Source organism: Pseudomonas sp. P4_B4 (genome assembly GCF_056402255.1).
In genome coordinates this window covers 39,202-55,114 of the sequence record NZ_JBFUHS010000016.1, presented here as the reverse complement: position 1 = coordinate 55,114, position 15,913 = coordinate 39,202, and the positions used below count along the sequence as shown (strand labels likewise).

Sequence of the window (15,913 nt, the reverse complement as noted above, 5' to 3'; positions counted from 1 at the left end):
GTGAGAACCGACAGCATGTACAAACTTGAAGTCCAAGACCTGCATAAACGCTATGGCAGTCACGAAGTGCTCAAGGGCGTGTCCCTGAAAGCGGCAGCCGGCGATGTGATCAGCATCATCGGTTCCAGTGGCTCCGGCAAAAGTACTTTCCTGCGCTGCATCAACCTGCTGGAGCAGCCGCACGCGGGCAAGATCCTGCTCAACAACGAAGAGCTGAAGCTGGTGGCGAACAAGGACGGCGCGCTCAAGGCTGCCGACCCGAAACAGCTGCAACGCATGCGTTCGCGCCTGTCGATGGTGTTCCAGCATTTCAACCTGTGGTCGCACATGACCGCGCTGGAAAACATCATGGAAGCGCCGGTGCATGTGCTGGGCATGTCCAAAGCCGAGGCTCGCGACAAGGCCGAGCACTACCTGAACAAGGTAGGCGTTGCTCATCGCAAGGATGCTTACCCTGGCCACATGTCCGGCGGCGAGCAGCAGCGCGTGGCGATTGCCCGTGCGCTGGCGATGGAACCTGAGGTGATGTTGTTCGACGAACCGACTTCGGCCCTCGATCCGGAACTGGTCGGCGATGTGCTGAAAGTCATGCAGGCCCTGGCCCAGGAAGGCCGGACCATGGTCGTGGTGACCCACGAAATGGGCTTCGCCCGTGAAGTGTCGAACCAGTTGGTGTTCCTGCACCAAGGTGTGGTCGAAGAAAGCGGCAACCCGCGCGAAGTGCTGGTGAACCCGCAATCCGAGCGTCTGCAGCAATTCCTCTCGGGTAGCCTGAAGTAATCGCTCCCGTTACGCACCAAATTAGGCCATGCTGCGCAGCGCGCGCCAGATGGTCTAATTTGGTTGCAGCCGCTTCTGGCTTCTAACACTGTTTTCGCTTCGGATTGCCCACCATGACTGCCCATCGAATTGGTTTCCTGATTTGGCCCAGCACTAAAGCACTGACGCTTGCGCTGGCTGAGGAGGCCTTGCGTGTTGCCCAGCGTGTGCATCCGGACGTGGTTTACGAGTTGTCGTTCCTGCAGGCCGAACCGCCGGCCGAAAGCGCCTGGCAATTGCCGGGTGAAGCGTGGACCGGCAAGCTCGAGAACTTCCAGAAACTGTTCCTGCTCGCTGACGAACCACCGACCGCACTGGCGCCGGCGCTCAGCAGTGCGCTCAAGCAACTGGTGCGTTCCGGTTGCGTGATCGGCGGTCTGTCTGCCGGTGTTTACCCGCTGGCACAGCTGGGCTTGCTCGACGGTTATCGCGCGGCCGTGCATTGGCGCTGGCAGGACGATTTCGCCGAGCGTTTTCCGAAGGTCATCGCCACCAGCCACCTGTTCGATTGGGATCGCGATCGCCTGACGGCGTGCGGCGGCATGTCGGTGCTCGACTTGTTGCTGGCGGTGCTGGCCCGCGACCATGGTGCGGAACTGGCCGGTGCGGTCTCCGAAGAACTGGTAGTCGAGCGCATCCGCGAAGGCGGTGAACGCCAGCGTATTCCGTTGCAGAACCGCCTCGGTTCCAGCCATCCGAAGCTCACACAAGCCGTGCTGCTGATGGAAGCCAACATCGAAGAGCCGCTGACCACCGACGAAATCGCCCAGCACGTGTGCGTGTCCCGTCGGCAATTGGAGCGGATCTTCAAGCAATACCTCAACCGCGTGCCGAGCCAGTATTACCTGGAACTGCGCCTGAACAAGGCCCGGCAGATGTTGATGCAAACCAGCAAGTCGATCATCCAGATCGGCCTGTCCTGTGGCTTCTCCTCGGGGCCGCATTTCTCCAGCGCCTATCGCAACTTCTTCGGTGCCACGCCGCGGGAAGATCGCAACCAGCGGCGCAGCAGCAGCCCGTTCGAATTGTCATCGGTGCCGCCGGAGCGCGGTTGATCCGCGCCTGATGGCGATCACTCGTCCGGATCAGTCTCACCGGAAGAGGACACTTCCATTTCTGCCCGTTCGATGACTTCCTGAACTCCGAAGTCGACGCTGGTCAGCCTGAAGTACTCAAGCAGAATTTGCAGGCTTTCTTCAGAGAGCGGATTACCCCGCAGGCTGATGCTTTCGGCGACCTCCAGCGGCAGCTCGAGGATGTCGGTGGGTATCCGGCTGATCGCGTTACCGCTCAGGTCTACGGTTTCCAGGCTCTTGAGCTGCAACAGTCCAGCAGGTAATTCGGTGAGCCCGCAGTTGTCCAGTTGCAGGGTCGTCAGGTCCGCCATCTGGCTGATATCCGGAGCCAGCCCCAGCGGATTGTTTCTCAAGTCGATGAATTCCAGGTGGGCCATCTCGGCCAGGTTCAGGACCGACTGCGGGGTCAGGGTGATGTTGCAGTCGAGGAGATTGAGCGACTTCAAATCGCTCATCCGGAAGATCGCCTCCGGGATATCGCCCAGCCTGAAGTCAATGATTACGAGGGTCTTGAGTTTGGGGAAGCGCTCCAGGAACCCCGTGACACCTGTGGTCAGGCCGCTCTCGCTACTCAGGTAAACCAGGGAAACATGGCTGAAATCTGCGCTCAGTGTCGGCAGGTTTCCGGTAATCCGTGTGTCCAGACTCAGATCATAGGTAATCGCTTGTAGCGAACCGTTGAAATCATCCAGATCGGTTTCCCGGTGCCAGCAGCGCAGTACGGACTCTCTGAAGGCGTTCCGCGTCGAATGTTCGATCTGCAGTTGCTGCGCAGTGAACGGTTGATTGCTGTGAGGGTGGACGGCAGGGATATCGACGGTCCAGGCGGACAGGTCGTTCTCCAGGGTGGCAAGTTCTGCCTCCAGGCGTGTCAGTTCGACTCGCCCCTCAATCAGGGTCCCGGGCAGTTTGTAGACGAATTTGCTGGCATCTTCCTGGTCCATCCAGGGGTACAGCGCCTGCGCGCGGAGGATATCTGCTTCTTCGGCGTAGATACCGAAGTCTTGACGGGTCTGCTGGAAGTGCTGTTTGAGGCGTTCACGGGTTGCGCTTGAAAACGGGTTGTTGCTCAGGTCGAAGCCCTCTTGGGTGCTTTGTTGCAATGTGAACAGGGCGCCGGGCAACTCCTTGATCTGGTTGTCATTGAGCAAAGCGGTGCGCAGGCGCGGACGAGTCAGTAGGTTAGTCGGTAGATCAGCGATGCGCGTCTGCGATAAATCGATGTAATTCAAATCGGGCATGCTGCCGACATCGGGTGTCAGGCCCAAGGGGTTGTTGAACAAGTCCAGAGTGGTCAACCGATGCAGGCCTGAGAGTCCGAGCTGGCTTTCGGGGCTGAGGGTGATCGCGCAATTGCTCAGAATGAGTTCTTCGAGTTGCAGCGATGGCACGGTGTCCGGCAAGCGGCCAAGGTTGAAGTTGCGCAGTTTCAGGATGCGTAAACCGGTAAAACTGCGCAGAAACTCATGCACGCCCCGCGTGGCACTACTGCCTTCCAGGGTCAGCATAGTGACGCCGCTGAAGTCGGTGCTCAGGGTCGGCAATTGGCCGATGATGGGTTGGAAGAAGTTGAAGTTGGCCGTTTCAAGGGGGGTATCGGGAACGGTCCATTGCTGTCGCCAACAGTCCGCCAGATTGATGGTGAATTGATGGCGGGCCTGCTTTTGCGCAGCGAACTGCTCGGGAGTGATCCTGATTGGCGTGTCTGGAATGAACAGCGGAATTTCATCGCGCCAGGAAGAAAGCGTCTCCAACAGTTGCGCATGTTGAGCCATGAGCCGACTCAGCTCTGCCCGCGGTCCGCTGGGATGCAGTTGCAGGCGTTCGACGAAGGCGTCGAGCTCTTCGGCGGATAGATGGGGAAACAGTGTCTGAGCCCGGGTTTGCAAGGTGGGTGTGTTGCCTGGCATTCGACGATACCCGTCACTGCCACCGAGCAAGCGCATCACCTTGGGGTCGTAGGTGGGTTTGAGGTTGGGGTGTTGAATCAGCAGCGCGCGCAATGCATCACGGTTCAAGGCGTGCTGGCGAATCAACTGCTTGAGCCGTTCACCTTCACCGATATGAAGATTCAAGGCAGTACGTTCGCTGTCCGGCATGGCCTGTAGCAGGCAGGTGTATAGCGAGCCCATACCGCTGAGTTCTTCGCCGTCATGATCGAACGCCTGATACGAGCCTTCTTCTTTGAGTACCAGCACTTTACGACGGGGGGCGTCGGCACTGCCAACGCTGTCGATCAGCGGACCTTCATGGGCGTACTGGCGGATTTCCAACCGTAGCTGTCCCGTCCAGCCCGGCAGTTTTTCCACGGTGTGCAAGGCCAGTCGGTCGGTGTCGAGGTTGTTCTCGGTCGATGGCAAATCAAGCCCCTCGTAGGCGCGTGTCACGCGTACTTGCAATCTGGCCTCCCGGCTCAGCTCGGTCAGGCGAGGGGCAACGGTTGAGTTTTTCAGCTGTTGCAGTTCCAGATCGCTTGCTGTGTCCACAATCGCTTGTGCAACGCTGCGTGGCAGTCCGGGCTCGGCATCCATGACCACTTGTATGGCTGCGCGAGCGCCACGTTCGAGTCTGCGATAACGCTGATCGAACAGGCTTTGCCGTTTTTGTTTGGCAAGCCGCGCGAGTATCTGGCGCAACCGCTGCGTCCGGTTTTCAAGGCCAGGAGAGGGGTGGCCGAATTCTTCGCCCATCAGCGTTCTGGCTTCGCTGTCCGACAGGGTCAGGAGAAAGGTTTTCAGCAGGTCGCCGTCGGTGAGGCGGGCGGTATCGATTTGCACGATGGGCACATCGGGCGCCGGGCTTTGCCAAAGGGTTTGCGCGTTGTCGTCTATCAGTCGCAGGCCTTTGTCTGCTGGCCAGTAGCCGTTTTCATTGAGCAGTTCCAGCTGCGTCACCGGATCCGCCTTGAGGAAGTGTTCCGGTTGGTCACTGCCGATCTGATCGATAAAGGTTTGTATGTCCTGATCGATCCTGAAGCGTTTGAGTGTGTCGGCCAATAGCGGTGGCACCTGTCCGGCATGCACGTGCATCTTGCGCAGGACATCTTCGTGGCTGCCGCTGATATTGAGGATGCGCTCGCGGGTGCTGGCTGGAAATCGCTGCATGTCTGGACCGACACGGTGCAATACGGTGGCCTGGTCCCAGCTCAACGGCTGGTCGAGTTCGGTTTGCCAGGCACCGCTGCCGTTGTGTCGCAGTTGTGGTTTATAGGCGTCAGGGCGGGTGGGGTGGTCGATGCGGTACTCGCCGGTTAGCGGGTCCTTGCTCACGGCGTAGTGCTTGATTTCCAGGGGCAGCAGGTTTTTGCCCTGATGCGGGTGCAGCCCCAGCTCATCCGGTTTTGCATCCTTGGGTAACACCGCAGGGTGTTCATAGGTGGTCAGGTCGGGCTGCCAGTAGCGGGTGTCGCCGTTCGGCCGCTTTACCGTATTGAAGCGGTCGATGAATTCAACGATCTCCCGGGGCAATACCGAGCGAAATTCGCCGGCCGCGATCGCACCCCCTGCGGCAAAGGTTCCCAGTTGCACCGCGGACTCCACCACCCCCATCAAGTGTCCGAAGGCCTCGCGACTTTGCCCCTCGGCCCAATCGACCACGCTTTCGAAGGTTTCGTCGAGCAACTGGTAGGCCATGTAGCCCAGCATCAGCTCGCCGAGAAACGGCACGAACGGCAGTGCCACGAAAGCGGCGATGTTCAGCAGTGCCGAGGCAATTTCCGTGAAAGAGTCCCACAGCGCCCAGCGGGCTTTCTGGTCGACCGTTGCAGTGGACACCGCGATCACTCGCGCATCGTTGAGGATCTTGTTGAGCTTGCTCTGGTAGAGGTGAGTCCACAGTTCTCCTGTGACAGGCGTTGCCACGATCTGCAGATCCGCGCGCGGGTTGGGTTGTTCCCGCCAGGTCGGACGAGAATCGCCTGGCTGAATCGGTTGCCAGGTGATCGGGACAAGCAGCTGGTTCAGCTGTGCGAAAAAGTAACCGCGATCCTCATGGTTAATGAAGCGGCTGAAAAACTGTTGATAGGCGGGGTCGCATAGGCGCCGGCCCAGTTCCTCGGCGAAGGCCGCAGACGAGGGGTATTCCTTGATCGGCTGTTCGGGGTCGCCCGGTATGTAAGCCACCACACGAACCACTTCCCGGGCGCGCTCCAGGTCCGGGGCAAACAACAGGATGCCGGTCAGGCGCGCGTTGAGGATCGTCAGGTCATGATAGCGCCATGGCTGCTTGTGCAGGCGCAGATGCGGCAGGTTGTCGAGCAGGCCGAGAATCAGGCTGTGGGTGCCGCTGCCCAGGAGGTTTTGCATCTGCGCCAGGTGCAATGCAGCGGTGATTGCGGATTTCTGGCTGTCGCGGATTTTCCCTTGCAGGAGTGCCGAGTCCACTGGGTTGCCAATGGCCAGGTTGTCTTCCAGATAGGTTTTATAGCGCTGGCCAATGTCCAGCTCCCGGCACATGCCGGTAAATACCGTGACAGGCATTTTTTCCAGGATCTGCGGCAAGGTCAGGAATTGCCCGTTGGAAGACGGCGCGGTGATGTAAGTCGAGGCGGGCTCGAAGGCATCGGCGCGGGTCTCGGCACTTTCGAAATTGTGCAGTGCGGCGTCCAGCAGCGATACCGTCCAGGTGCGCGCAGCGCCCGACTTCAGCCTTAACCACGGTAGGTGATCAGGCATGTAGAGGCGCAAAAACGTTTCGCGCACATTCACATCCAGACCGAAGCGGCGTTTGAGTTCGGCCTTGAGCAGCGGTTCGGCGAAATCCGCGGGGTTCTGCAGGTTGGCCAGCGCCTTGTCGACCTGGTTCTGGCTGGCGACCTGGCGGGCGATCAATCGGGCGAGTTCCGTGTGCTGAGGTTTCGACGCCGCCCGTAGTCCGGCGGGCAGGGCGGGGGTGATGTTGCGTAGCGCCTCGCGTCTGTGGGGCGCCGTCTGACGGAGCCAAGAGGGGATGGCATTCTGCAGATGCTGGAAATGAGCGTCCGGCCTGAAAGCGTCGGAAGCAACAGTGGCAGTAGATTCGGTAATCATGGGGTCAGTGGCCGTTGGATTTGAAAGGCCACTAGGAAAACCCGCGAAGCTGGACGCTGTGCGGTACATATTTACCGCACTCGGACCATTGGCAAGAGTTACAACGCAGCAAGCCTGCCGCAAACGCCCGCCGCCAGTTAAACTGCGCCTTTGCGACCCTATATGTCGCATTGCCGTAAACCCGGGAAAATCCGGGGTTTGCGCTATAAGAAGTTGTCGCTTGGCGGCAAGGCCGGGCTGAAAACTGTCCTTACAATCCTCACCAAGCTCGCCAGTTTCAGGCGAGTGTTTTCTCTTCAGGAGACTCCGATGTCCGTTGAGCACGCTGCGGTACAACGCGCCGATTTCGATCAGGTAATGGTTCCCAACTATGCGCCTGCCGCATTCATTCCTGTGCGTGGCGCCGGTTCCCGCGTTTGGGACCAGTCCGGCCGCGAGCTGATCGACTTCGCCGGCGGGATCGCCGTTAACGTCTTGGGTCACGCGCATCCGGCGCTGGTCGGCGCCTTGACCGAGCAGGCGAACAAGCTGTGGCACGTGTCCAACGTGTTCACCAATGAGCCGGCCCTGCGCCTGGCCCACAAGTTGGTCGACGCCACCTTTGCCGACCGCGCCTTCTTCTGCAACTCCGGCGCCGAAGCCAACGAGGCCGCCTTCAAGCTGGCCCGTCGTGTCGGTTTCGACCGTTTCGGCAGCGAGAAGTACGAGATCATCGCCGCGCTCAACAGCTTCCACGGCCGTACCCTGTTCACTGTGAACGTCGGTGGCCAGTCGAAGTACTCCGACGGTTTCGGCCCGAAAATCACCGGCATCACCCACGTGCCGTACAACGATCTGGCCGCGCTGAAAGCCGCCATTTCCGACAAGACTTGCGCCGTGGTGCTGGAACCGATCCAGGGCGAAAGCGGTGTGATCCCGGCTGAACTGGAATACCTGCAAGGTGCCCGCGAGCTCTGTACCGCGCACAACGCGCTGCTGATCTTCGACGAAGTGCAAACCGGCATGGGCCGTACCGGCCATCTGTTCGCCTACCAGCATTACGGCGTGATCCCGGACATCCTGACCAGCGCCAAGAGCCTGGGCGGTGGTTTCCCGATCGCGGCGATGCTGACCACCGAAGACCTGGCCAAGCACCTGGTCGTCGGCACCCACGGCACCACTTACGGCGGCAACCCGCTGGCGTGCGCTGTCGCGGAAGCGGTGATCGACGTGATCAACACGCCTGAGGTGCTGGCCGGTGTCAACGCCAAGCACGACAAGTTCAAGGCCCGCCTTGAGCAGATCGGCGAGAAGTACGGCCTGTTCACCAAGGTTCGTGGCATGGGCCTGTTGATCGGTTGCGTCTTGAGCGATGCCTGGAAAGGCAAGGCCAAGGGGCTTGCTCGCGAAAACGGTGTATCAGTCAACATTTTTGCTGTCTGACCCAGCGCTTTCGCGAGCAAGCCCGCTCCCACAGTCTCCTGCGGAGATGGCCCGGGATTTTTTTTCTGTAAGTTCTGAGATTAAGGAGTGACACCATGCTGGTGATGCGCCCCGCGCAAATGGCTGATCTGGGCGAGGTACAGCGTCTGGCTGCGGACAGTCCGATTGGTGTCACTTCCTTGCCGGATGACGTTGAGCGCCTGAGTGACAAGATCGCCGCAAGCGAAGCCTCGTTCGCCGCCGAAGTGAGTTTCAACGGTGAGGAAAGCTATTTCTTCGTCCTCGAAGACTCCGCTACCGGCAAGCTGGTCGGTTGCTCGGCCATCGTGGCGTCGGCCGGTTACTCCGAGCCGTTCTACAGCTTCCGCAACGAAACCTTCGTGCACGCTTCCCGCGAGCTGAAGATTCACAACAAAATCCACGTGCTCTCGCAGTGCCATGACCTGACCGGCAACAGCTTGCTGACCAGTTTCTACGTGCAGCGCGAGCTGGTGGGGTCGCCGTGGTCGGAGCTCAACTCCCGTGGCCGTTTGCTGTTCGTGGCCAGCCATCCGGAGCGTTTTGCCGATTCCGTGGTGACCGAGATCGTCGGTTACAGCGATGAAAACGGCGACTCGCCTTTCTGGGATGCCATCGGTCGCAACTTCTTCGACCTCAACTACGCCGAAGCCGAGCGTCTGTGCGGGCTGAAAAGCCGTACGTTCCTCGCCGAACTGATGCCGCATTACCCGATCTACGTGCCACTGCTGCCGGACTCCGCTCAAGAAGCCATGGGCCAGGTGCATCCGCGGGCGCAGATCACCTTCGACATCCTGATGCGCGAAGGTTTCGAGACCGATCACTACATCGACATCTTCGACGGTGGCCCGACCCTGCATGCCCGTGTCTCGGGGATCCGTTCGATCGCCCAGAGCCGCGTGGTGCCGGTGAAGATCGGCGAGCCGGTCAAAGGCGTCGGTCGCCAGTATCTGGTTGCCAATGCCCAGTTGCAGGATTACCGCGCAGTGATGCTCGAGCTCGATTACGCGCCAGGCAAACCAGTGACCCTGGACCTGGAAGCGGCCGAAGCCCTGGGCGTTGGCGAGGGTGCCAGCGTGCGCCTGGTCGCGGTTTGACAGCGGCCTGGCCTGATTGCTTGTTTAGAAAGCAGCGAAGTTTCACGGGTGGCGCAAGCGGCCCGTTTGAGGAGATAGCATGATCGTTCGTCCCGTACGCAGCAGCGATTTACCCGCTCTGATCGAACTGGCCCGCAGCACCGGCACCGGCCTGACCACCTTGCCGGCCAACGAAGAGCGGCTGGCCCATCGGGTCGGCTGGGCCGAGAAGACCTTTCGCGGCGAAGCCGGGCGGGGCGATGCGGACTACCTGTTCGTGCTCGAAGATGACGACGCTCGCGTGGTGGGTATTTCCGCCATTGCCGGCGCCGTCGGCCTGCGTGAGCCCTGGTACAACTTCCGGGTCGGTCTGACGGTCAGCGCTTCGCAAGAGCTGAACATCTATCGTGAGATCCCGACGCTGTTCCTGGCCAACGACCTGACCGGCAACTCCGAGCTGTGCTCGCTGTTCCTGCACGCCGATTACCGCAGTGGCCTCAACGGCCGCATGCTGTCCAAGGCGCGGATGCTGTTCATCGCCGAGTTTCCGCAACTGTTCGGCAACAAGATCATTGCCGAAATGCGCGGGGTTTCCGACGAGGCCGGGCGCTCGCCGTTCTGGGAAAGCCTGGGCCGGCACTTCTTCAAGATGGAATTCAGCCAGGCTGATTACCTGACCGGCGTGGGCAACAAGGCGTTCATCGCCGAGCTGATGCCGAAATTCCCGCTGTACACCTGCTTCCTGTCGCCGGATGCGCGCAACGTGATCGGTCAGGTTCACCCGGACACCGAGCCGGCGCTGGCCATGCTCAAGAGCGAAGGTTTCAGCTACCAGGGCTACGTCGATATCTTCGACGCAGGCCCGGCCATCGAGTGCGAAACCGGCAAGATCCGCGCCGTGCGCGACAGCCAGGCACTGGTGCTGGCCGTCGGCACGCCGGGTGACGATGCCACGCCATTCATCATTCACAACCGCAAGCGCGAGGACTGCCGGATCACTGCTGCGCCGGCACGTCTGGCCGCCGGCACCCTGGTGGTCGATCCGCAGACCGCCAAACGTCTTCAACTCAACGCTGGCGATCAAGTGCGCGCCGTGGCGTTGTCCGCAGCTCGGGAGTCGAAATAATGAAGTCGCTTTACATCGCAGGTGAATGGCTGGCAGGTCAGGGCGAAGCCTTCGAGTCGCTGAACCCGGTGACCCAGCAGGTGCTGTGGTCCGGCGTTGGCGCCACCGCCGCTCAGGTCGAGTCGGCTGTGCAAGCGGCGCGTCAGTCGTTCCCTGGCTGGGCACGGCGTACCCTGGAAGAACGTATCTCGGTGCTGGAAGCCTTTGCCGCCGCGCTGAAAAACCATGCGGACGAACTGGCCCGCACCATCGGTGAAGAGACCGGTAAACCCCTTTGGGAAGCCGCGACCGAAGTAACCAGCATGGTCAACAAGATCGCGATCTCGGTGCAGAGCTACCGCGAGCGTACCGGCGAGAAGAGCGGCCCGCTGGGCGATGCCACCGCTGTGCTGCGCCACAAGCCCCACGGTGTGGTCGCGGTGTTTGGTCCTTACAACTTCCCGGGTCACCTGCCGAACGGCCACATCGTTCCGGCACTGCTGGCCGGTAACAGCGTGCTGTTCAAGCCAAGCGAACTGACACCGAAAGTCGCCGAGTTGACGGTCAAGTGCTGGATCGAGGCTGGCCTGCCGGCCGGCGTATTGAACCTGCTGCAAGGCGCTCGCGAAACCGGCATCGCCCTGGCGGCGAACCCAGGCATCGACGGGCTGTTCTTCACCGGTTCCAGCCGCACCGGCAATCACCTGCACCAGCAATTCGCCGGTCGTCCGGACAAGATCCTCGCGCTGGAAATGGGTGGTAACAACCCGCTGGTGGTTGATCAGGTCGCTGACCTCGATGCCGCGGTGTACACCATCATTCAGTCGGCGTTCATCTCCGCCGGCCAGCGTTGCACCTGTGCCCGTCGCTTGCTGGTGCCGCAAGGTGCCTGGGGTGACACGTTGCTGGCGCGCCTGGTGGCGGTCAGCTCGACCATTGAGGTCGGTGCTTTCGATCAGCAACCGGCGCCGTTCATGGGCTCGGTGGTTTCCCTTGGCGCGGCAAAAGCGTTGATGGATGCTCAGGAGCACCTGCTGGCCAACGGCGCTGTGGCGCTGCTGGAAATGACTCAGCCTCAGGCTCAATCGGCCTTGCTGACCCCGGGCATCCTGGACGTGAGCGCCGTTGCCGATCGTCCTGACGAAGAACTGTTCGGCCCGTTGCTGCAGGTGATCCGCTACGCTGATTTTGAAGCAGCGATCGCTGAAGCCAACGACACCGCCTACGGTCTGGCCGCCGGTCTGCTGTCGGACTCCGAAGCGCGTTACCAGCAATTCTGGCTGGAAAGCCGTGCCGGTATCGTCAACTGGAACAAGCAGCTGACCGGTGCCGCAAGCAGCGCGCCATTCGGCGGTGTCGGCGCCTCGGGCAACCACCGCGCCAGCGCCTACTACGCGGCGGATTATTGCGCGTACCCGGTGGCCTCGCTGGAAACGCCGAGCCTGGTGATGCCGTCGGCCCTTACGCCTGGCGTGAAAATGGCGTAACGCCCATTCGCGGGCAGGCTCGCTCCCACAGGGATTATGCAAAACCTGTGGGAGCGAGCCTGCTCGCGAAGGCCACGCCTCGGTCGCACTGAACAGTTAGTTACTGAAGCCTATAACAACAGATTCTCGTGGAGCCTCGCTGATGAAATCCTATGAAGTCAATTTTGACGGTCTAGTGGGGCCGACCCATAACTACGGCGGCCTGTCCTACGGCAACGTCGCGTCCCAGAGCAACAGTCAGCAGTCTTCCAACCCCAAGGAAGCGGCGCTGCAAGGCCTGGCAAAGATGAAAGCGCTGATGGAAATGGGTTTCCAGCAAGGCGTACTGGCACCGCAAGAGCGCCCGGATGTGGCCGCACTGCGTCGCCTGGGTTTTGGCGGCACCGATGCTGAAGTGATCGAGCGCGCTGCCAAAGACGCGATGCCGCTGCTGGTGGCCAGTTGCTCGGCCTCGAGCATGTGGGTGGCCAACGCCGCTACCGTCAGCCCTAGCGCCGACACGGCTGATGGCCGCGTGCATTTCACCGCCGCCAACCTCAACTGCAAATACCACCGCAGCATCGAACACCCGACCACCAGCCGCGTGCTGGGGGCGATGTTCGCTGACCAGAAACACTTCGCCCACCACGCGGCCTTGCCGGCCGTGGCGCAGTTCGGTGACGAAGGCGCGGCCAACCACACGCGTTTCTGCCGTGAATACGGCGAAGCCGGTGTCGAGTTCTTCGTGTTCGGCCGCAGCGCGTTCGACACCCGCTACCCGGCACCGCAGAAGTACCCGGCGCGCCAGACTCTCGAAGCGTCCCAGGCCGTTGCCCGTCTGCACGGTTTGAGCGATGACGGCGTGGTCTACGCCCAGCAGAACCCGTCGGTGATCGACCAGGGTGTGTTCCACAACGACGTGATTGCGGTCGGTAACGGCGAAGTGCTGTTCTATCACGAGGACGCGTTCCTCGACACCGAGAAGATGCTCGCTGAATTGCAGAGCAAACTCGCCAAAGCCGGTGGGAAATTTCAGTCAGTCTGCGTACCGCGTTCCGCAGTAAGCGTGGAAGATGCCGTTCGTTCCTACCTGTTCAATAGCCAGCTGCTGTCGCGTCCTGACGGCTCCATGCTGTTGATCGTGCCGGAAGAATGCCGTGGCAACGAGCGTGTCTGGCAATACTTGCAGGGTTTGACCAGCTCCGGCGGCCTGATCCGCGAAGTGAAAGTCTTCGATCTCAAGCAGAGCATGCAGAACGGCGGTGGCCCGGCTTGCCTGCGGTTGCGCGTCGCACTCAACGAAACCGAGCTGGCGGCCGTCAATCAAGGGGTTATCATGACGGCGCCGTTGTACGGCACACTGAACGAATGGGTCGAGAAGCACTACCGCGACCGCATGACCGAAAACGATCTGGCGGACCCGCAATTGCTGCTTGAGTGCCGGACGGCACTGGATGAACTGACGCAAATCCTTAAACTGGGCGCGGTTTATCCATTCCAGATCAATTGATCGACGGCGCGCCGCCTTCTACGGCAGCGCGCTGCTTCATCTCAAACGAGAGCGTAAAGACATGAGCGATACCCTGCAGCTGATCCTTGAAGACACCGACGGCACGCAACTGGAGACGTCCTGCACCCGCGTCGCGGTCCTGTGGCAAGGCAAAGAGCTGTGGATCCAACAGGACGGCCGCGGCCAACTGTTGATCGGCGTGGACGTCGAAGAAGGCGACGCCGAATACGCAAACCTGCTGTTGCGCCCATTGGCGACTAATCTGGTAAGTCTGCAACTGGAGATGGAACCGGCTGAACTCGGCGACGACGAGGATCACGTTCACGGCCCGGATTGCAATCACGACCACTAAGGAAACCGCTCTATGCTCGCCCTCGGCAAACTGCTTGAACTGACCCTCGCCGGCCGCGAACCGGCGGAGAAGACTCAACTGACTGTCGAAGGCGTGCGCATGCGCTGGTTGAGCGAAGGTGCGCTGGAAGTCCGGCCACCTGAAGCCCGTGACAACGGCCTGGACCTGCTGCTGTCGGCGGGGATCCATGGTAACGAAACAGCGCCGATCGAGTTGCTCGATCGCCTGTTGCACGACATTGCCCGCGGTGATCTGAAGCCGCGCGCACGTATTCTGTTCCTGTTCGGTAACCCCGAAGCGATTCGCAAAGGCGAGCGTTTTGTCGAGCAGGACGTCAATCGGCTGTTCAATGGCCGTCACGAACAAAGCAGCGGTTCCGAAGCCCTGCGCGCCTGTGAACTGGAGCGTTTGGCCGCCAGTTTCTTCAGCCTGCCGGATCGTCAGCGTCTGCATTACGACCTGCACACGGCGATTCGTGGTTCGAAAATCGAGCAGTTCGCCTTGTACCCGTGGAAGGAAGACCGCCAGCATTCGCGTCAGGAACTGGCGCGCCTGCGCGCCGCCGGCATGGAAGCGGTGCTGTTGCAGAACAAGCCGTCGATCGTCTTCAGCGCCTACACCTACGACAAGCTGGGTGCCGAGGCCTTTACCCTGGAGTTGGGCAAGGCGCGGCCATTCGGTCAGAACGCCGGGGTCAACGTCTCGCTGCTGGAGAAGCGTCTCAAGCAGATCATCGAGGGCACCGAGCCGGAACTGACTGAAGAGGCGCTGGACGGTTTGCAGCTGTACAGCGTGGCGCGGGAAATCATCAAGCACAGCGACAGCTTCCGCCTGAACCTGCCGGCGGACATCGAGAACTTTTCGGAACTGGAAGTGGGTTACCTGCTGGCGGAAGACATCGCCAACACCCGCTGGATCATCGAAGAGGAGGGCGCCCGGATCATCTTCCCGAACCCCAAGGTGAAGAACGGTTTGCGTGCCGGCATCCTGGTCGTGCCGACCACCGACGAAAACCTGGCTTAAGCCCAACACAAAACCAATGTGGGAAAACCCTGTGGGAGCGAGCTTGCTCGCTCCCACAGTTGATTTGGGTGAAGCCAGAAGCTTCACCCGGGTCACTTCAGACCGCTACCGCACGCGGCTCACTGCGACGCAGCGAACGGATCTTCAGCAACGTATCCGCACAGGTCTTCGCCGCTTCCTGGCCTTTATGCAGGAAATGCTCGAAAAAGAACTTCTGGTGTTCTTCGCCTGCATGGAAGTGGTGCGGGGTCAGGGACACCGAGAACACCGGCACTTCGGTTTCCAGTTGTACCTGCATCAAGCCGCTGACCACCGACTGGGCGACGAACTCGTGTCGGTAGATCCCGCCGTCTACCACCAGGGCTGCCGCGACGATGCCGGAATAACGACCGGTCTTGGCCAGCAACTTGGCGTGCAGGGGCATTTCAAAGGCGCCGCCGACTTCGAAGAAGTCGATGTCGGACTCCTGATAACCCTGGGCAATCATTTCGGCGACGAAGCCTTTACGGCTCTGATCGACAATGTCCTTGTGCCAACAGGCCTGGATGAACGCAACGCGCTCGCCGTGATGGTGTTTGCTTTTGCTGTCGATTGCGGTGGGTTGCATGTTCTGACTCCTGTTTGTGTGAAAAACAGGGCGTTATGAATCGAAGGGGATCTGAGGGTACGCACGCTTGCACGAATGCCGGCGGACGGCCCTTTGTTGTCAATCCCGTTCTCTCTTCATCCGGACTATGACCGTCGGCCCCGGGATCACACCGGGTCTGCTGACCTTGCTGCCAGGCACCGCCGAAGCCGTGCTGTCACCAAGCGCTCGCGGGCTATGCGCAGTGTGCGCAATTACCGCCGGTGGGGAGTTGCACCCCGCCCTGAGAACGTTTTTGCCGCCGGAATGTGTGGCGGCGCAGCGTTTTTATCACATATTTCCGGTATGCGCATGACCCCTTTTGGATGATTGTCATCGACTTTTCCGTTGGTTTAATCGGCCTTTTCCTACGCGAGGGTTGATTAATCGTCGC

Annotated in this window: 10 protein-coding genes, 1 pseudogene and 1 riboswitch; of the genes and pseudogenes, 9 read left to right on the top strand and 2 right to left on the bottom strand. The window is 60.6% G+C overall.

Going from position 1 to position 15,913, the window contains the following annotated elements:
• The first annotated feature begins 15 nt into the window (after window positions 1-15).
• On the top strand, window positions 16-780 hold the full coding sequence (locus tag AC1DVE_RS17830; protein ID WP_223455786.1) for an ABC transporter ATP-binding protein: 765 nt from the start codon (window positions 16-18) through the stop codon (window positions 778-780).
• Between the two features lie 113 nt (window positions 781-893).
• Window positions 894-1,874, top strand: coding sequence for a transcriptional regulator ArgR (gene argR, locus AC1DVE_RS17825; protein WP_046042318.1), 981 nt, complete (start codon window positions 894-896; stop codon window positions 1,872-1,874).
• 17 nt (window positions 1,875-1,891) lie between these two features.
• On the opposite strand, the gene AC1DVE_RS17820 is transcribed toward argR, so the two are convergent.
• Entirely contained in the window at window positions 1,892-6,724 is a 4,833-nt protein-coding gene (locus AC1DVE_RS17820) for a dermonecrotic toxin domain-containing protein (protein ID WP_477784086.1), read from the bottom strand.
• A 507-nt stretch (window positions 6,725-7,231) separates the two neighbouring features.
• Here AC1DVE_RS17820 and AC1DVE_RS17815 point away from each other — a divergent pair.
• The 7 genes and pseudogenes from AC1DVE_RS17815 to astE all read left to right on the top strand — a co-directional run.
• Window positions 7,232-8,296: pseudogene (locus AC1DVE_RS17815) on the top strand (aspartate aminotransferase family protein); the annotation flags it as partial.
• A 143-nt stretch (window positions 8,297-8,439) separates the two neighbouring features.
• Window positions 8,440-9,459 carry an arginine/ornithine succinyltransferase subunit alpha gene (aruF, locus tag AC1DVE_RS17810; protein ID WP_046042322.1) on the top strand — a complete coding sequence of 340 codons (1,020 nt, stop codon included), beginning with the start codon at window positions 8,440-8,442 and terminating at the stop codon, window positions 9,457-9,459.
• 79 nt (window positions 9,460-9,538) lie between these two features.
• Window positions 9,539-10,564: an arginine N-succinyltransferase gene (gene astA, locus AC1DVE_RS17805; RefSeq protein ID WP_223455788.1), complete on the top strand. Its 1,026-nt coding sequence runs from the start codon at window positions 9,539-9,541 to the stop codon at window positions 10,562-10,564.
• Window positions 10,561-12,030, top strand: coding sequence for a succinylglutamate-semialdehyde dehydrogenase (gene astD / locus AC1DVE_RS17800; RefSeq protein ID WP_223455795.1), 1,470 nt, complete (start codon window positions 10,561-10,563; stop codon window positions 12,028-12,030). The genes astA and astD overlap by 4 nt, the downstream gene beginning before the upstream one ends.
• 142 nt (window positions 12,031-12,172) lie before the next feature.
• On the top strand, window positions 12,173-13,519 hold the full coding sequence (astB, locus tag AC1DVE_RS17795) for an N-succinylarginine dihydrolase (RefSeq protein WP_223533451.1): 1,347 nt from the start codon (window positions 12,173-12,175) through the stop codon (window positions 13,517-13,519).
• A gap of 61 nt (window positions 13,520-13,580) precedes the next feature.
• A complete protein-coding gene (locus AC1DVE_RS17790; RefSeq protein ID WP_046042326.1) occupies window positions 13,581-13,871 on the top strand; it encodes a hypothetical protein in 291 nt (96 codons plus the stop codon).
• Between the two features lie 12 nt (window positions 13,872-13,883).
• Window positions 13,884-14,894, top strand: coding sequence for a succinylglutamate desuccinylase (gene astE / locus AC1DVE_RS17785; RefSeq protein WP_223455790.1), 1,011 nt, complete (start codon window positions 13,884-13,886; stop codon window positions 14,892-14,894).
• Between the two features lie 97 nt (window positions 14,895-14,991).
• Here astE and AC1DVE_RS17780 read toward each other — a convergent pair whose 3' ends face one another.
• Window positions 14,992-15,501, bottom strand: a complete 510-nt coding sequence (locus AC1DVE_RS17780) for a 6,7-dimethyl-8-ribityllumazine synthase (RefSeq protein WP_046042328.1) — start codon at window positions 15,499-15,501, stop codon at window positions 14,992-14,994.
• 103 nt (window positions 15,502-15,604) lie between these two features.
• A riboswitch (FMN riboswitch) is annotated at window positions 15,605-15,775 on the bottom strand.
• Between the last annotated feature and the right edge of the window lie 138 nt (window positions 15,776-15,913).

Excerpts from the sequence above, each read along its gene's own strand:
- AC1DVE_RS17830 (WP_223455786.1), top strand. The coding sequence starts at position 16 with ATGTACAAACTTGAAGTCCAAGACCTGCATAAACGCTATGGCAGTCAC.
- argR (WP_046042318.1), top strand. The coding sequence starts at position 894 with ATGACTGCCCATCGAATTGGTTTCCTGATTTGGCCCAGCACTAAAGCA.
- aruF (WP_046042322.1), top strand. The coding sequence starts at position 8,440 with ATGCTGGTGATGCGCCCCGCGCAAATGGCTGATCTGGGCGAGGTACAG.
- astA (WP_223455788.1), top strand. The coding sequence starts at position 9,539 with ATGATCGTTCGTCCCGTACGCAGCAGCGATTTACCCGCTCTGATCGAA.
- astB (WP_223533451.1), top strand. The coding sequence starts at position 12,173 with ATGAAATCCTATGAAGTCAATTTTGACGGTCTAGTGGGGCCGACCCAT.
- AC1DVE_RS17790 (WP_046042326.1), top strand. The coding sequence starts at position 13,581 with ATGAGCGATACCCTGCAGCTGATCCTTGAAGACACCGACGGCACGCAA.
- astE (WP_223455790.1), top strand. The coding sequence starts at position 13,884 with ATGCTCGCCCTCGGCAAACTGCTTGAACTGACCCTCGCCGGCCGCGAA.
- AC1DVE_RS17780 (WP_046042328.1), bottom strand. The coding sequence starts at position 15,501 with ATGCAACCCACCGCAATCGACAGCAAAAGCAAACACCATCACGGCGAG.